Annotated in this window: 15 protein-coding genes and 2 pseudogenes; 6 read left to right on the top strand and 11 right to left on the bottom strand. The window is 70.4% G+C overall.

The window, feature by feature from the left end; translation table 11 throughout:
- Window positions 1-28 precede the first annotated feature (28 nt).
- Complete coding sequence (locus ABT147_RS44200) at window positions 29-4,015, top strand: nSTAND1 domain-containing NTPase (RefSeq protein ID WP_351417550.1); 3,987 nt, start codon at window positions 29-31, stop codon at window positions 4,013-4,015.
- Window positions 4,016-4,023: 8 nt separating this feature from the next.
- Here the strand turns inward: ABT147_RS44200 and ABT147_RS44195 are convergent, their stop codons facing one another.
- The 11 genes and pseudogenes from ABT147_RS44195 to ABT147_RS44145 all read right to left on the bottom strand — a co-directional run bounded on the left by ABT147_RS44195 (window position 4,024) and on the right by ABT147_RS44145 (window position 11,528).
- Window positions 4,024-4,407 (bottom strand): alpha/beta hydrolase, encoded by a 384-nt coding sequence (locus ABT147_RS44195; protein WP_351417547.1) that lies wholly within the window; start codon window positions 4,405-4,407, stop codon window positions 4,024-4,026.
- Window positions 4,317-4,976 (bottom strand): alpha/beta fold hydrolase, encoded by a 660-nt coding sequence (locus ABT147_RS44190; RefSeq protein ID WP_351417545.1) that lies wholly within the window; start codon window positions 4,974-4,976, stop codon window positions 4,317-4,319. The genes ABT147_RS44195 and ABT147_RS44190 overlap by 91 nt, the downstream gene beginning before the upstream one ends.
- Window positions 4,973-5,665: a hypothetical protein gene (locus ABT147_RS44185; protein ID WP_351417542.1), complete on the bottom strand. Its 693-nt coding sequence runs from the start codon at window positions 5,663-5,665 to the stop codon at window positions 4,973-4,975. Before ABT147_RS44185 ends, ABT147_RS44190 begins: the two co-directional genes overlap by 4 nt.
- Window positions 5,666-5,999: 334 nt before the next feature.
- Window positions 6,000-6,380 carry an HNH endonuclease family protein gene (locus ABT147_RS44180; protein WP_307530518.1) on the bottom strand — a complete coding sequence of 127 codons (381 nt, stop codon included), beginning with the start codon at window positions 6,378-6,380 and terminating at the stop codon, window positions 6,000-6,002.
- Between the two features lie 68 nt (window positions 6,381-6,448).
- On the bottom strand, window positions 6,449-6,946 hold the full coding sequence (locus ABT147_RS44175) for an HAD domain-containing protein (RefSeq protein ID WP_307530520.1): 498 nt from the start codon (window positions 6,944-6,946) through the stop codon (window positions 6,449-6,451).
- Window positions 6,943-7,503 (bottom strand): annotated as a pseudogene (locus ABT147_RS44170) (IS256 family transposase); the annotation flags it as partial. The pseudogene ABT147_RS44170 and the gene ABT147_RS44175, both read right to left, overlap by 4 nt.
- Window positions 7,504-8,206: 703 nt before the next feature.
- Window positions 8,207-9,295: a tyrosine-type recombinase/integrase gene (locus ABT147_RS44165; RefSeq protein WP_351417538.1), complete on the bottom strand. Its 1,089-nt coding sequence runs from the start codon at window positions 9,293-9,295 to the stop codon at window positions 8,207-8,209.
- Between the two features lie 138 nt (window positions 9,296-9,433).
- The gene (locus ABT147_RS44160; RefSeq protein WP_351417536.1) at window positions 9,434-9,715 is read right to left on the bottom strand and encodes a hypothetical protein; all 282 of its coding nucleotides are present in this window, start codon (window positions 9,713-9,715) and stop codon (window positions 9,434-9,436) included.
- On the bottom strand, window positions 9,715-9,948 hold the full coding sequence (locus ABT147_RS44155) for a hypothetical protein (RefSeq protein WP_351417533.1): 234 nt from the start codon (window positions 9,946-9,948) through the stop codon (window positions 9,715-9,717). Before ABT147_RS44155 ends, ABT147_RS44160 begins: the two co-directional genes overlap by 1 nt.
- Window positions 9,949-10,429: 481 nt before the next feature.
- On the bottom strand, window positions 10,430-10,873 hold the full coding sequence (locus ABT147_RS44150) for a hypothetical protein (protein ID WP_351417531.1): 444 nt from the start codon (window positions 10,871-10,873) through the stop codon (window positions 10,430-10,432).
- 358 nt (window positions 10,874-11,231) lie between these two features.
- A complete protein-coding gene (locus tag ABT147_RS44145) occupies window positions 11,232-11,528 on the bottom strand; it encodes a hypothetical protein (RefSeq protein ID WP_351417528.1) in 297 nt (98 codons plus the stop codon).
- 34 nt (window positions 11,529-11,562) lie between these two features.
- Here ABT147_RS44145 and ABT147_RS44140 point away from each other — a divergent pair, with 34 nt between their 5' ends.
- The 5 genes and pseudogenes from ABT147_RS44140 to ABT147_RS44120 all read left to right on the top strand — a co-directional run.
- On the top strand, window positions 11,563-12,426 hold the full coding sequence (locus ABT147_RS44140) for a hypothetical protein (protein WP_351417526.1): 864 nt from the start codon (window positions 11,563-11,565) through the stop codon (window positions 12,424-12,426).
- A gap of 261 nt (window positions 12,427-12,687) precedes the next feature.
- Complete coding sequence (locus tag ABT147_RS44135; RefSeq protein ID WP_351417523.1) at window positions 12,688-13,134, top strand: hypothetical protein; 447 nt, start codon at window positions 12,688-12,690, stop codon at window positions 13,132-13,134.
- A 345-nt stretch (window positions 13,135-13,479) separates the two neighbouring features.
- Entirely contained in the window at window positions 13,480-14,244 is a 765-nt protein-coding gene (locus ABT147_RS44130; protein WP_351417521.1) for a TnsA-like heteromeric transposase endonuclease subunit, read from the top strand.
- The gene (locus ABT147_RS44125; RefSeq protein ID WP_351417518.1) at window positions 14,241-15,251 is read left to right on the top strand and encodes a hypothetical protein; all 1,011 of its coding nucleotides are present in this window, start codon (window positions 14,241-14,243) and stop codon (window positions 15,249-15,251) included. Before ABT147_RS44130 ends, ABT147_RS44125 begins: the two co-directional genes overlap by 4 nt.
- Window positions 15,252-15,358: 107 nt before the next feature.
- Window positions 15,359-15,780: pseudogene (locus tag ABT147_RS44120) on the top strand (hypothetical protein); the annotation flags it as partial.

The raw sequence follows: 15,780 nt of genomic DNA, 5'->3' as shown, positions 1-15,780 counted from the left end.
CTGCGGGGACCATCGGGGAGGTGCGGCCATGCCGCGCAGGGAGCGACCGCTGGACGCGGGGGACGGTCCGTTAGTCGAATTCGCCGCTGGGTTGCGGCAGTTGAGGCGGAAGGCGGGGAATCCGCCGTACCGGAGACTCGCGGAGCAGGCGCACTATTCGATCTCGACCCTGTCCTCGGCCGCCGCCGGGCAGCGGCTGCCGACGCTCGCGGTGACGCTGGCGTACGTACGGGCCTGCGACGGGGACACCGAGGAGTGGGGGCAGCGGTGGCGGGAGGTCGCCGGGGCTCTCGGGGAGGTGAGGGCGGAGCCCGAGGGCGGCGGGCCGGCTGCGCCGTACGCCGGGCTGCGGTCCTTCCGGGAGCAGGACTCCGAGTGGTTCTTCGGGCGTGAGCGGCTCCTGGAGGAGCTGGCCGGGCGGCTGGAACGGCAGCGGTTCGTGGTGGTGATCGGGGCTTCGGGGTCGGGGAAGTCCTCGCTCCTACGGGCCGGGCTGGTGCCGCGGCTGCGGGAGGCGGAGGGGGCGACCGTGCTCGTACTGACGCCCGGGGCCCGGCCGTTGGAGGAGTGCGCCGTGCGGCTCGGGGCGATGGCGGGGCTCGCGCCGGGCGCCCTGTACGGGGAACTGCGGGACGACCCCGAGAACCTGGGGCGCGTCGTACGGCAGATCAACGCCCGGGACGACGACACCGGTGACCGTGAACTCGTGCTGGTGGTCGACCAGTTCGAGGAGGTCTTCACGCTCTGCCGGGACCCCGCCGAACGCGACCGTTTCATCGAGGCCCTCGTCCTCGCCGCCTCGGACCCCGGCGGCCGATGCCGCGTAGCCCTGGGCGCACGCGCCGACTTCTACGCCCACTGCACCCACCACGCGCCCCTCGTCGAGGCCATGCGCGACGCCCAGGTGCCCGTCGGGCCGATGAGCCTCGACGAACTGCGCCGAGCCGTCGTACAGCCCGCCCAGCGCGCCGGACTCACCATCGAGGGCGCCCTGCTCGCCACGCTCATCGCCCAGGCCCACGGCCAGGCAGGCGTACTCCCGCTGCTGTCGCACGCCCTGCTGCAGACCTGGCGGCGGCGCCGGGGCAACGCGCTCACCCGGGACGCCTTCGAGGCGGCGGGCGGTCTGGAGGGCGCCCTCGCACGCACCGCCGAGGAGTTCTACCAGGGTCTGGACCCGGGCCGGCAACAGCTGGCCCGGCAGGTGTTCGTACGGCTGACCGCCCTCGGCGACGGCACGGAGGACACCCGGCGCCCGGCCCGCCTGGAGGAACTGGACGGGCTGGCGGGGAAGGGGCCGGGGACGGGGCCGGGGACGGGGGAGGGGGAGGGGGTCGGTGCCGGCGGTGACCTCAACGGCGAGATCCGTGCCGTACTCGACCTCGCCGCCGGCGCCCGCCTCCTCACCCTCGACCGCGAGCGCGTCGAACTCGCCCATGAGGCGCTGATCCGATGCTGGCCCCGACTGCACCGCTGGCTGACAGAGGACCGCGAGGCCACCCGCACCGCACACCGCCTCACCGACGCAGCCCAGGCCTGGGAGGCGCTGGGCCGCGAACCCGGAGCCCTGTACCGGGGCACCGCTCTCTCCCTCGCCGCCGGGCTCGACCGTACGACGATGTCCGTACCGGAGCGAGAGTTCCTGGACGCCGGTCTGGCCGCCCGGGCGGCGGAACACGCGGCGGTGCGGCGCCGGGCCCGGTTCCGGCGCCTCGGCGTGGGGCTGCTGAGCGTCCTGCTCGTGCTGACCACGACCACGGCGGCCCTCGCCGTACGGGCCCAGCGGGCGGCCGACCAGCAGCGCGACGTCGTCGGCTCCCAGCGCGCGGCGGAACGGGCGGCGGCACTGCGCGGCGTCAACCCGGCCCTGGCCGCCCAACTCAGCCTGGCCGCATACAAGTTGTCACCCACCCCGGAGGCGCGCGGCAGCGTCCTCAGCACCTTCGCCACGCCGTACGCCACCCAGCTGACCGGCCAGTCTGGCGCCATCACGGCGGTGGCGTTCGGAGCCGACGGCCGCGTCCTGGTCACCGGCGACGCCGACCGCACGGTGCGATTGCGCCGGGTACCGGACCCGCACCGCCCGGACGGGCCGGTCACGCTGGGCCGCCTCGGCGGCTCCGTACGCACGGTCGCCGTCAGCCCCGACGCGCGGCTGCTGGCCGCCGGGGGCGAGGACGGAACGGTGGGCGTGTGGGACATCGGCGACGCCCGCCGCCCCCGGCTCGCGGCACGGCTGCCGGGCGGCGACGGTCCGGTGGCCGGCGTGGGATTCGGCTTCGGAGTCGGCCCTGCCGCACGTACCCTCGCGATCGTCGCCCGCGCGGGCATCCGGGTGTGGCAGCTGACGAACCCCCGCAGCCCCCGCGGCCTCGCCACGCTGGACGCGGGCACGGACATCACGGCGACCGCGTTCCACGGCAACGGCCGCACGCTGGCCACGGGGCACGGCGACGGGGCGATACGGCTCTGGGAACTGACGGAGTCGGGCGAGCGACTGCGCCGACTGTCGACGGTGCCGGGGCAGGTAGACCAGGCGGGGCAGGCGGGCTTGGTCGACCAGGTCAGCCGACCAGACCCCACCGGGGCTACAGACCCCACCGCCCCCGCCACCCCCACCGCCCACTCCGGCCAGGTCAACGCCATGGCGTTCGCCCCCGGTGGGCGCCAACTCGCCACCGGCGGAGCCGACTTCACCGTGCGGCTCTGGGACGTGGGTCGGCCCGACCGGTCCCGTCGGACGCAGACGCTCGCCACACACACCGATGCCGTCAACGCCGTCGCCTTCAGCGCGGACGGGCGTCGGCTCGCCACCGGGGGTACCGACGGCACCGTACGCCGGTGGGACGTGGACGGTGACGGTTCCGTGCGGGAGGCGGCCGTGCTCACCGGGCACACCGGCAGTGTGCGGGCGCTGGCCTTCGGGCCCCGGGGGCGCACGCTGGCCAGCGGCAGCGAGGACCAGAGCACCCGGCTCTGGGATCTCCCCGGGCCAGCCCTCGCCGGCCACACCAGCTCGCTCTACTCCGTCGCCTTCAGCCCCGACGGCCGTACCCTCGCCACCGCCAGCTACGACAGCACCGTGCGCCTGTGGGACCTCGCCGACCGGGACCGGCCGCGCCAACTCCCGCCGCTCACCGGCCACACCGGGCCCGTAAACTCCGTCGCCTTCAGCCCCGACGGCCGCACCCTGGCCAGCGCCAGCGCCGACGGCACGCTGCGGCTGTGGGACGTGGGGAAGGGGCCCCGGTTGCTGCGTACCGTTCCCGCACGCATCGGGCACGTCAACACGCTCGCGTTCAGCCCCGACGGGCGCATCCTCGTCACCGGCGGCGAGCAGGGCGCCGTACGCCTCTGGAGCACGACCGATGTCAGCGAGCCACGCCTGCTGTCCGCCCTGCCGGGGAGCAGTGCCGTGGACTCCGTCACGTTCGCGCCCGACGGCCGTACCCTCGCCGTGGCCAGCCGGAACCGCAAGGCCACGCTCTGGGACGTCACCGGCCCGCGCCACCCCGTCCGGCTGTCCGTCCTCACCGGGCACACCGGCGCCGTGAAGTCCGTCGACTTCGCGCCCGACGGCCGCACCCTGGCCACCGGCAGCGAGGACCGCACCGTACGCCTCTGGAACCTCACCGACCTCCGCCACCCCCTCGCCCGCGACCGCCTCACCGGCTACACCGACGGCGTCATGTCCGTCGCCTTCGCCCCCGACGGCCGTACCCTGGCCGCTGCGAGCGCCGACAGGAAGGTGCGGCTGTACGGGCTGACAGGCGGCGGTGAGGCCCGGGAGCCGGTGCTGCTGACCGGCCACACCAAACCGGTCGACACCGTCGCCTTCAGCCCCGACGGCCGCACCCTCGCCACCGGCAGCGAGGACTGGACCGCCCTCCTCTGGGACCCCGACATCGACCGCGTCGCCGAACGGATCTGCGCCACCGCCCACCCGACGATCACCCGCGCCGAATGGCGCCAGTACTTCCCGCAGTGGAAGTACCGGCCCCCATGCGGCAGTTGACGACACCCTCATTTGCGGCACGTCGGGTCCCCGGCCGGGAGCCTGCCCGAGGCCAGGTACGCGTTCACCGTGCCGTCCACGCAGGCGTCGCCGTACTCGCCGTACACCCCATGGGCGATCACCCCGTCCAGGGTGAGCAGCCGGGAACCCGTCAGCAGACGGTGCATCGCGCGGCTGCCCCGGTATGTGGTCGCCGTGTCGCCGGTCGCGGAGACGATCAGCGCGGACGAGGCGTTGGCGATCCGGGTCGGGGACTCGCGCGGGGGATCGGGCCAGAAGGCGCACGGGGAGATGTTGTTCGTCAGCGGGCCGAAGAGGGGGTGGCGGGCGCGGCCGCGTTCGATGTCGCGCCAGTACGCTCCCTTTCGCGCGGGGCCGCCGCGTCGCCGCACAGGATCGCGGCGGCCGGGCTGCCGTAGTGTGAACTGGCGGCGTCCAGCACGAACCGCAGGCTCCCCTCCAATTCCGGAGTCGGCGCGACGGCGATCCGCCGCGCCGCCTTCTCCAGCACCGCCACCGAGCGCGCGAACGCGGCCCGGCCCGCGGCGCGGTCGGTGCCGACACCGTTCCAGAAGAGATACGGCACCAGATGCTCGTCGATGTCGTACGAGCCGACGCGCAACGCCCGCTCCGACGCCGCCCCGACGATCCGGTGGACGGTCGCGAGCACGGCGTCCCGGCTCGCCCCGAGCCCGTACTCCCGGTCCCGGGCCGCCGTCCAGGACGCCCATGCGCCCAACGCCCGCTCCACCACAGGCTCGTTGCCCACCCACGGCCTCGGATTCCAGCGGCGCGGATCACCGGCGCTGTCGAGGACCACCCGGTCGGTGCGCCCCGGGAACAACTGCGTGTACACGGCGCCGAGATACGCGCCGTAGGAGTACCCGAGGTAGGAGATCCGGCGCTCGCCCAGCACCGCGCGGACGACGTCCATGTCCCGGGCGGTGTTGCGGGTCGTCACGTACGGCAGTACGGCAGTACATCACCGTGGCGGCGTACGCACCCTGCGGCCAGCTCCCGCTGGAAGGCGACCTGGCGGTCGAACGCGGCCCGGCCGGTCCCGGCGGAACGGATCCAGATACCGGTCGGCCAGCCGCAGTCGATCTGCGTACTGCGCCCCACGAACCGCGGATCGATCCCGACCAGGTCGTACCGGGCAGCCACCTTGCCCATGTACGCCCGCGTCTCCAGTGGCATACCGAGCGTCGGCTCGGCCGGACCGCCGTGGTTGAGGACCAGGGTGCCGATCCGGTGCGCCCGGTCGGACGCCGGGAGCCGGGAGAGGGCGATCCGGGTGGTCGGGCCGGTCGGGCGGCTGTAGTCCAGCGGGACGGTGATCCGCGTGCAATGGGCCCCGGCCCGGTCCAGGGCGGTGCCCGTCGCGCCCACGATGACGACCTGCACGGCCTCCACTGCGGCAAGCGCGCGGAAGGAGGCGAAGCGCGCGACCAGCTTCCGGCCGAAGACGCCGATCAGCAGGTGAGGCACCGACTCGACCACCACGACCAGGCCCATGGCGACCGCGCCGGATCGCTGCCAGGCCGTCCATGCCAGAGCAAGGGTGAAGAAGCGGTCGCCGAAGACGGACAGCGTCTCAGCAAGCCACAGGACCAGGACGGGACGTTGCCGCAGCAGGCTCACGTAACTCACCCGCGCGACTGTAGGGGCCCGTCGAACATCAAGAGGCGTCTTTGGTCACTCCTCCTTCAAAGGCAGTAACCGTCGTCCTCACGCTTATCCAGTCGGATGACGCCGACAAGATCAGCCAGCGCTTCTGCCTGAGCTGACAACCCGGCGGCAGCTCACTGGGCGCCGTTTGCCGCACGCCCCGGGGGCCAGACGGCTGCTACCCGCCGGTGATACACCGGCAGGCAGCAGAGCAGCGGATGAATGGGGAAAGCCACAGCAGTCCCGCATCCCGGGAAACCGGGTCTCGAAGAAGGATCGCGGGGACGGCTGAGCGACCGAGCGAGTCGTGTGCGGGCTACGGCGCCGGCTCGTAGGCGAGGGTGGTGTCCGGGCAGTCGGCGGCGAAGCGCAGCAGAGCCTCACGCTCAGCCGGGTCGACCGCCAGACCCCACCGCTTCTTCGTCGCCACCCACTCGCCGAGGTACCGGCAGTGCACGGACGGAATCGGCATCCATGTGGTGGGATCCTGGTCCGATTTCTGCCGGTTAGAGCGGGCGCTGACGGCGATCAGGCTGACTTCGGCTCCGAGATCGTTGGCGTAGCGGCGGCGTTTCTCCGTCGTCCAGCCGTAGGCGCCGGAGTCGTGGGCCTCGGCGAGCGGGACCAGGTGATCGATGTCAATCCTGCCGGGGCCGGAGCCCTCGATCAGGGTGTCGTCGTAGTAGGAGTGCCACACTCCTCCGGTGGTTTTTTGCAGGATTTGCAGGAGTAACTGTCAAATCCTGTGGATCAGCGCGGAGAACCTCAAGCCAGCTGTAGCCATTCATCGAGGACTACGAAGTCCTGGTCGGTGAGGCCTCGGGACGACGCGACGCGATGGAGGATCGCCTGGGCGGGGTGGTGGATGGATACCCAGTCTCGGTCGGCGTCGGTGATCTCGTCGTCGACCCAGGCGAACGGGCGTCCGTCCGCCCACGCCACGAGGGTTCGGGTCTTCCAGTGGAGCCCGAACCACTGGTCTTCGCGTTCGTGGGCGGCTGAGGGCTCTGGCCAGTTCACGACCGGCAGCTGCGGCAGGCCGAGTCTCGGTGCCAGCTCGATATTGGCCTCTTCTTCCCAGGTGGTGGCCCAGACTAGGTCGCACGGCAGCGCCGCGAGCCGCGGCCCGATCTGCGGGTCGAGCCGCGCCAGGTGCGAGTTGGATGCGGTGCCCGTGAGATCGCGCTGCGGGTCGTCACCGAACGGCAGGAGCGGCCCGTCGACGTCCACGAAGAGCAGTGGACGGTTCCCGTGCCTGGTCATGCTGCGCTCACCTCGGGACGCTCCAGGAGGTAGCCGTTGTGGAATGTGGCGCCGTTGCGGACGAGGGCGACGAGATGGGGTGCGGTGATCGCGCGCCAGCGGGCCTGGGCGGACTCGGTGAGCTTGAACACCATGGCCAGGGCCGCTGCGGGGCTGCCAGCTCCGCGGGTGACCCGGGTCCTCAACTTGACGGTGCTGAAGGTGGATTCGATCGGGTTCGTCGTTCTGAGGTGGACCCAGTGTTCGGCGGGAAAGTCGTAGAACGCCAGGAGTTCATCGGCCTCGTCGGTGACCTTCTTCACCGCCTTGGGCCACTTCGCGCCGTAGGCGCGATCGAAGTCCTTGACGGCCTTCTCGGCGTGGTCGCGGTCTTCGGCGTTGTAGATCTCCTGCAGTGCCTTCTTCGCTCCGGGCTGGGCCGACTTCGGCAGGGCGTTGACGACGTTCCGGCTTTTGTGAACCCAGCACCTTTGATGCCTGGCCTGCGGAAACACCTCTGTGAGAGCCCTCCACAGGCCCATCGCGCCGTCACCGACCACGAGCTCGGGGGCCCGCATGCAGCCCGTAAAGAACTTCCCAGCGGACGGTCTCCCTCCAGGGGACGCAGGCAGAACTGGTTGGCCCGCAGGTTCGCGGCCACCCTCGAAGCCCAGCCTTCCGGTTCCCCGGTCGTGAGGCCCTTGCGGCGGTCCCTCTCCCATGCCTGGTAGTGCGGGTTGCAAAACCCGGTCATGATCCGCTGGTTGGGACAGCCGCGGACGATGCAGGTCGGCCGGGCCTCAAGCGGCTGGGCGGCGCTGGAGATGATCCATTCCTCCACGCTCAGGGCCGTCTGGCGTCGCCAGGCCGAGTAGTGGGTGCGGCAGATTCCCTGGGTGTAGATGGGCCGCTCGCATCGGAGCGAGGCCCGTTCCAGGGTGCACGCTTCCCTTTCGGTGCCCCGCGCGAGCCGGATGCGGAGGGGACGCTGGTAGGTCGCGGAGAACTCCTCCCGGCTCAGCCCGCTGGTGCGGTGGAGTTCCAGGCAGTGCCGACAGAACCCCTTGCGGGCCGGCATCAGGGTCCAGCACGACGCCGTCCTGCACTTGTCGACCGCGGTGCGGGGGTTGTCCAGGGCACCGTCGAAGAGCAAGGCGTCCTGGTCCCACTCGCCCGGCCGCCAAAGGGGATCCGTCTGCTCCTCCAGCCACCTCGTCCAGCCGGTCGTGTCGAGCGGGACGACTGGACAGAGCGGATCCGCGGCGATCACAGCAGGACTGGTCATGACCGCCTCCCCGCCGCCACCAGCTCGACCGCGGCCCGCTTGTCTGCCTCGCTCCTGTGCAGGTATGGCGTCAGCGAGGACCGACAGATGTGCCCCATCAGGTCCTGGACCACGTCCTCGTCGATACCGGCGCGGACCCATGACGTAGCCGCCCCGTGCCGCAGCATGTGCGGACGGGCGGTGAGCCTGGCCTTCTTCGCCAGCCGGTCGAAGAGTTCCTTCGCGGTGCCGTAGCGCATCGGCTGCCCAAGCGGGGCGTGGAAGAGGTTCACGAAGACCATGTCGCAGCTGGCTGCCTCCACGACATCGTCCCGTTCAAGCTGGTAGTCCGCGTAGAGGCCCGCCAGTTCCTCGGTCACCGGGATGACCCGGGCGAAGCGCGACTTGGCCAGGGCGCCGTTGGCGTTGTTCGCCCGCCGCCGGACGTGGATGTGCGGGCCCTCGACCCGGCAGCCCAGCGTCCGTGAACTGCTGAGCAGGTGCATGTCCTGGCGCCGCAGTCCCAGGGCCTCGCTGATCCGTTCTCCGGTGGCGCCGAGCAAGGCGATCAGGAACCGGTCGCGGGCATGCGTGGCCACCTGGAACAGCTGGTCGGACTCTTCCGGCGTCAGATACTCCACGGTGTCCTCGGCCGGTTCCGGCAGCTTGAGGATCTTCGCCCTCACGGTGCGAAATTGGCCGTCCTCGCCCGCTTCCCTGCCCGGCGGAAGCCAGTTCAGGTACTTCGTCTCCGTCAACCGGGCCACCAGCTCCGCGTCCACCCACTCGTTGCGCGAGCAGAACCGCAGGAACTCGCAGGCCCCCGTCATCACCGCGTTCGCCGACTTTTCCGTCCGGAACCGCGGAGGGGAGGCTACCCGCTTACTGCGCGGCGGCAGCGGCTCGTCCACCAGCCACCGCAGGAACCGGGCCAGGTCTAGGAGCGTGACCCGCTGCCAGTCCAGACCCCGCCCAGAGCACCAGGTCAGCAGCAGCGCGGCCCGGATGCCGTACGCCTTCTCCGTGTTAAACGACCGGCCCATGTCCCGCAGAGCCGCCAGAAACAGGCATGCCTCGTGATGCAGCCGGTACGACTCATCAACCACAACCCACAACGGACGCCTGTCCACAGGCGACTCAGCACACAGTGCACGAAACCTCACGCCACCCATGAGTGACCGTCAGCACGTGCCTCACAACCAGCAGATATCCCACAGTCACACGAACTAGTGAGCCCAGATGCCTCAGGTAACAAGGACCAGATCAGAACCGCAGATAACGACGGTGCGCAGCGCGGTGACGAAGTACAGGACGCGGACGGCTTCGACTTCGTCGGTGTACTGGCGCAACTGGGGGCCGGCGGTGTCGCCGGGGATCGGCTCGCCGACGTCCGGGTCGACGGAGATGACGACCAGGGCGCGGTCCAGGGCGTGGATGGCCGTCTCGCTGGTGATGTTCTCCAGCTGCTTGGCGGCGGAGTCGGAGAAGGCGATACGGGCGCGGCGCGAGCCGTGCTGCGGGGCCATCAGGCGACGGCCGGGCGCTGCGAGGCGAGCCGGGCGAGGTGGGCCTCGCGCAGCTCCTCCCACGGCGTGCAGTCCTCCACCGAGGGCAGCCCGTTGGCCGCGATGTCCTCCAGGACGGCGGCAAACTGGTCGGCGTTCTCGCGGGTCCTGGCCGCGTACGCGCGGACCGCGTCGGCGGCCGCGGGCTCCAGCTGCTGCCGGGCGTGGTCGGCGGGGGCCGGCTGTTCGCTCATCGAGGGCTCCAGGAGGGCGGAACTGGCGTCTGCTTCCACGGTATCGGCCGCCCCGGCCCGTGGGGACCACTCCGGACGAACCGGCTCGCAGGAGGGTGCAAGACCCAGGACCCAGGTGGACCCAGCTCCAACACGTTTCGTGTCCACCTGGGAAAACACCGGTCCCGGGACCCAGAGACCCTGGTTCCGGGCCCGCCGGGGTCCGCCCGCGCGATGACACAGATCAGCTGAACAGTGACACAGATGACCATGCCCACCTGGGAAAACGAAGGGTTGATGACACAGATGGCACAGGCCAGATCCACTGTTCAGGCCGGGCGCGGGCCACGATCTGACCGTCGGCGGCCTGGAGGCGGACGGTCTTCGTGTGGCCGTCGCACACCATCTGTCCCGTCTCACTGAACCTTGACCGATCTCACTGAACTTTGACCGGGCTCGCAGTTGAGCAAGAGGGTCCGGGTTCCGAGCTGTGGTTGGCCACTCACCCGGAGCACGGTGGCGGAGGCTCGTCGGTGAAGGGGGCGACCGGGCCCGGCCAGTTGAAGGCGAAACGGTGGGAGGGCCGGTCGTACACCACTGTGGCACCGCAAGGGGCGAGCCCGAAGCGGCGGTGGATCCAGCCGTCGATGGCGAGGGCAGCAACCTCCGAACGGTAGTCGGCGTGGGGGTACGTGAACGCTTCGACGTCGAGGATCAGGGCCCGGCCGTCGGTCAACTGCTCAGCGTGAAGGGAAGCACCGAAAGCAAGCCAAGCCGCGTCCAACCAGTACGGGGTCCGGTCCGCAGGGAGCCGCAGGGACAGGGAGCGGTTGATGAGGAGGCTGGTCGGGGGCGGGGCGTCGTCCGTCTCGTACGCGTCGGCGCGCAGATCCGCGGCCAGGCCCATGCCGGCGTGGAGGTAGCGGTATCGGAAGGTGTCGTACATGGCGCACATCCTTCGCGACGGACCGCTTGCGAGCCCAGGGCCCTGCTCAGCTGCGGACCCGGTCAAAGTTCAGTGAGATCGGTCAAGGTTCAATGAGACGGGACACCATCTACCGACCGTCGCTTCGTTACGTTCAGTGCTGCTCACGAGTGTGCGCGATGCATGATCACAAGCGTCACACTCCGCCCTCGAATCCCGTCCCGGAGAGGCTCACGGGATCCAAGAAACGGACATAAGGGGGAATATTTAAGGCGGCGTGACACTTTTCCAGGGGAGCGTGACAGGCGGTGTCACGCTCACGCTCCGTCAGCGTGACACCTTGCCGAATGAGACGGTCCGTCGGGGTAGCAGATCTGCTTCACAAACCTCGGACTGAGATCATCTGGTCCACGGCTTTCTGAACCTTCGGCAGGAATGCCGCGATGGTCTCGCTATTGGGTTCCTCGCCAAGCTGGTCCAGAGCGGTCGCGCGGGTGAGGACGATGTCGGGCTGGTAGACCAGGCCTGCGGCCCACACGTCCAACTCCGCTTCGGTGCCCCCCTCGCCAGGACCGTAGTTGATGTACAGAACGGGGAGCTCAGCGGAAGAGTCCAAAAGGGTACGGATGTCTGTGACGGTAACCTGCGGCGCTGGCCTGTCGACGGTCGGTTCCATGTGACGCTCCTCCGGCTGATAGTCGAGTCAGCCTATGTCCGCTGCCGCGGTCAAACCGATGGAATCAGCTCTGCCCAGACCAGGCGCGGGCGAGGAACGCGGCGAGGTCGCCGGTGGCCTCGGGGTCAACGGAGGCGAGCCTGGCTGCGAACGCCAGCTGGTCGACGCCGGCGGCCGGCGCGAGGTGCGCGAGTTCGGTGAGCAGCCCGGCGTGGGCGAGCAGATGCGTCGGCAGCAGAGCGGCGGCGGCCGCGCGGGCGGCGGGATCCGTGTAGTGCCCGAGGTGCGCGGCCAGGGCGTGGGCGAGCCAGGCGTCGACGTCCTTCTGTACGTACGAGCCGGCTCGCCGGGTGAGTTCGTCCCGGGCGGCTTCGTCGCCTTCGCGGGGTTCGGTCTGTTCCAGGGCGCCGAGTGCGCGCAGCGCCTGGAGCTCATCGGCCCGGGCGGCGATCCGCTGGGCTTCGCGCAGTTCGGCTTCCCGGGCGGCGGCGGCCGCGGCTTCGGCGGCGAGCTCCTCCTGGACGACGCCGTCGGCGTCCGGGTCGTAGACGGTGTTCGGGGCCGCGTCGGCGAGCAGTTGGTCGATGCGCTCCCATTCCGCGAGCTCCGCCCGGCCGCGTTCGTCGTCGGCCAGGTGCTCGTGCCGCGAGTCCTGCCGCGCGTCGAACCGGGCGTCCTCGAGGGCCTGCGAACGACGGCGACGGCGTCAATGCCCCTCGCGCGGCGGCGCACCACGCGCCGGCCGATGCGGGCGGGGTCGACCGGCTCGCGGGGCGCGGCCAGCGGGGCGAGCGGTCGGCGCAAGGTGCGCCGGGGCGTGGTCATCTTCGGCCTCGCATTCGTGGTGCGGATTCGGAGCGGGCCGCCGCCAGAGCGCTGTGCGACGGCCCGCGAATAAGTGAGCCGACGGACGGAAGTTGTTACCAGGGGAGGCAGAAGATCCGGTGTACAGGACCGGTTGAAGCGGCCTGGTTGTCACAAGCAAGGCACGCGGCTTGTCACACATGCTCATTCGGCAGCCCTTCTGTCACCAGAAGCGAAGATCCACAGCCTCTGGCTCCCCGAGACGACACTTCACCACAACCGCGTCCTGCTCCTGTGCGTCCTACTACTGAGCGCCGGCAGAAGTCGGCTACCCCGGGGGATCGGGACGCGAGTCATGCAGAAGTACGCGATCGTCCGGCACATCACACGGTTCTTCTGGCCCCCGCGTGGTGCAAGACGGCAGCCGCCCACGTTCGCCCGGCAACTGGTGGGGCTCTGGCTGTTCGCGCTTGCCTTCGGGGCCGGGCTCACCGCGATCGGCTGGGACGCCAAGTTCGGCATGGCACTGTTGCTCCTCTTTTATGGCGACATCATCGACGGGGTGCGGTACCGCTGGACGGCCACACTGGCCGCGGTAACAGTCCTGGCGGTTGCCAGCCGGCTCACAAGAGCCGTCCTGCCCGGCTCCCTCGACGATGCCTGGGCGCAGAGCGTTGGCTCCGGTGTCGGTGTCACGCTCGGGCTGGCAGTGAGCGCCGCGATCACACGGCTTCCGGAACGCCGACCACATCGGCCCGCCGGAGGACACGACTCCGGGTTCAGCGGTCAAGGCTCTCCGTAAAGGGAGAGGGGCCGCCGACCTCGGTGCCAACAAGCCTGCCTTTGTGACACCTATCGCGCTTCACCTCAATGAGCCGAAGCTCAGGAGTTGTCACCAGCGGGACCGGCTGAGCTGGCGAATGGGGACGACCGAGGCAGCCTGGTTGTCACACGCGAGGCATCTGACTTGTCACAGGCGCTCATTCAGCAGCCTTTCTGTCACCAGAAACGAAGATCGGGAATCTGAGGTTCTCCGCAGGGCTTCGATGGGCTCATGTCCGCTACACGTGCTGGGTCGGGAAGGGTAGTCGAAGCCGCTGACGCCGGGGCGGTCTGGTCGCATCAGTGCAGCTGGGAGGACCTTTTCGTGCCGACGGGCGTCGACGCGGGCAGGTCTGGCCTGGATCTGGGCGACGGCTGGACGAGACGGTGGGCGGTCTCGTGGCGGGCAGGTGGGGACGATGCGTCCTGCTCGGTGCACGATCTCGTACAGGAACCGGTACTCACGAGCGAACCGATGCGGCACTTCACCTGGCGCCGGGACCAACGGCACCGTCCTAGCCTGCAGTTCCTGACCAGCACCGGCCGACACCACGGAGCGGAGAGCCTGGAGGAGAGCCGGGTGCTGCTGGCCCTGGACTTCGCCGGCGACGTGGTGGACGTCGTCTCGCAGCCGCTGAAGATCTCCTTCGCAACCTGCGGGAAGCGCCGCGCCCACACCCCTGACTACCTCGCGGTGACCCGCCGCGGCGTCTGGCTGATCGACGTACGCCCCGAGCCTTTGATCAAGGAGGCGGACCGGGAGTCGTTCACCGCGGCCGCCGAGGTCGCCGTCGCCTGCGGCTGGCGCTACGCGGTGGCCGCCCGCTGGCGCGAGCACGCCTTCGCAGGGCTGGACGCGATGGCGTCGCGGCGCCAACTGAGGTCCGATCCGCTGGGGCTTCGGCCGGTGCTGCTCGCCGAGGCCGCGGGCGGGCGGAGGTTCGGCGAGCTCGCGGCAGCGACGGGCTGCGAACCGGTCGCCCGGGCCCAGCTGCTGCACCTGCTGTGGTCGAGGCAGCTGGGCGTCGACCTGGCCGCCCCACTTGGGGACCGCTCGCTCGTGATGCCCGCCGGGGAGGCGGGCCGGTGACCGCGGCGGCGGTGCTGGACCTTTCCCCCGGCGCCGGGCTGGTGCTGGACGGGACGGAGTGGACGGTCGAGTGGCGCGAACCGCACCTGGGCCGGGTGCAGTTGGTGAAGGACGACGGCACCCGCGAGCGGATGACCTTCAGGTTCCTGGCCAACCATCCGCAGTGCCGACCGTCATCGCGGACGTCGTCGGCGGGGGCCGACCGGGGCCGCCAGCGCAAGGCGTCCGAGGACCTGAAGGCTGGCCGGCTGGAGCTGACCGAGCTGCGGATGGCACACCTGCTGGAAGTGGCGACCGGGTTCCGCTCCGGTGACCCGTTCCACTTGGGCCCGGGTGAGCCCAGAGCCGAGTACGACCCGGCGACGACGACGCTCACCGAGCGCCGGCACGCGAAAGTGGCGGAGTTCGCGGCTCTGGACCCGCAGCACGCGAAGCTGCTGGGGCTGAGCTCGGTCGGCTACCGCACGCTGATCCGGTGGGAAAACGCCCGCCGCCGGTTCGGGCTGGTCGGCTGCGCCGACGACCGCTGGCTGCGCCGAAGCGGCGGAACCCGCAAGGTTTCCGAGCCAGTGCGGGAGGCGGTCCTCGCGGTCCGCGAGGAGACGAAGCGGATGGCGAAGGTGTCGATGCGGACCAAGGACCGCATGATCCGCCAGTACGTCCGCGAGGAGTTCGGGCCCGAGACGAAGGTGCCCAGCTACGACACCCTGCGCCGGCTCTGGCAGGAGTGGTTCGGCCCCGGCGGCGCCCGGCAGCGCTACACGCGCTCGGCCGACCTGCCGGAGTCGGAGGGACACGTCCTGGTGCACCGGCCGGGCCAGGTCGTCGCGCTGGACACCACGGTGCTGCCGGTCATGGTCCGCGAGCACGTCTTCGGCGATCCGGTGAAGATGCACCTCACCCTGGCCCTGGACGTCTGCATGGCTGTGACGTTGTTCAGCGGCCCCGGCATGTTGGCTTCGAGCGGCCCCAGTTGGTGGGGATTTCGAGGCTTGCGGACGTCCTGAAGTGGCCCCGGGGAATGGCTTGCGGTGGGACCACCTGAGGCGTCGTTTCACTGGGCGGCCGACGGAATCCCTCGGCGTCTGTGATCTCGGGGTGGCAGGATCGGCTGATGGCTGTTGATCCGTTGCTGAAGCAGGCTCAGGGCGTGTGGGAGACGTTGGCCGCTGTGCCGGTGTCGTTTCCCTCGGTGGGGGGCTTGAACGTGGTCACGTCGCCTGCCTCGCAGCTGGCTCCGCCTTCGTGGGCTGGGATTGTGGTGCTGGGCGAGTCGGCGATCGTCACGGCGCCGACCGACAGGGATGCGCAGGTTCTGCGTGGGCTCCTGGCCGTGATGGCGACCAGCTCACTGACGTCTTCAGAAGCGGTTCGGGCCGTATTGCCTGTGACTGAGGTGCTGGGTCCGGCGGTCTTGGGATACGTGTCACGTGACGGCTTCTGTCCCTCCCCTCGTAGCGTGAAGACCGTGACTGCAGGGGAAGTTGGGAGTCATGGCGGAGAAGCGACGGAAGTTCGACCCGGATTTCCGCGAGG

The sequence above is a fragment of the Streptomyces sp. NPDC001868 genome (genome assembly GCF_040297125.1).
Taxonomy (GTDB): Bacteria; Actinomycetota; Actinomycetes; order Streptomycetales; family Streptomycetaceae; genus Streptomyces.
The sequence above is the reverse complement of the archived record's forward strand: the minus strand, read 5'-3'. Positions and strand labels throughout refer to the sequence as shown.

Excerpts from the sequence above, each read along its gene's own strand:
- ABT147_RS44200 (WP_351417550.1), top strand. The coding sequence starts at position 29 with ATGCCGCGCAGGGAGCGACCGCTGGACGCGGGGGACGGTCCGTTAGTC.
- ABT147_RS44175 (WP_307530520.1), bottom strand. The coding sequence starts at position 6,946 with ATGACCAGGCACGGGAACCGTCCACTGCTCTTCGTGGACGTCGACGGG.
- ABT147_RS44160 (WP_351417536.1), bottom strand. The coding sequence starts at position 9,715 with ATGGCCCCGCAGCACGGCTCGCGCCGCGCCCGTATCGCCTTCTCCGAC.
- ABT147_RS44155 (WP_351417533.1), bottom strand. The coding sequence starts at position 9,948 with ATGAGCGAACAGCCGGCCCCCGCCGACCACGCCCGGCAGCAGCTGGAG.
- ABT147_RS44150 (WP_351417531.1), bottom strand. The coding sequence starts at position 10,873 with ATGTACGACACCTTCCGATACCGCTACCTCCACGCCGGCATGGGCCTG.
- ABT147_RS44145 (WP_351417528.1), bottom strand. The coding sequence starts at position 11,528 with ATGGAACCGACCGTCGACAGGCCAGCGCCGCAGGTTACCGTCACAGAC.
- ABT147_RS44140 (WP_351417526.1), top strand. The coding sequence starts at position 11,563 with ATGTCCGCTGCCGCGGTCAAACCGATGGAATCAGCTCTGCCCAGACCA.
- ABT147_RS44135 (WP_351417523.1), top strand. The coding sequence starts at position 12,688 with ATGCAGAAGTACGCGATCGTCCGGCACATCACACGGTTCTTCTGGCCC.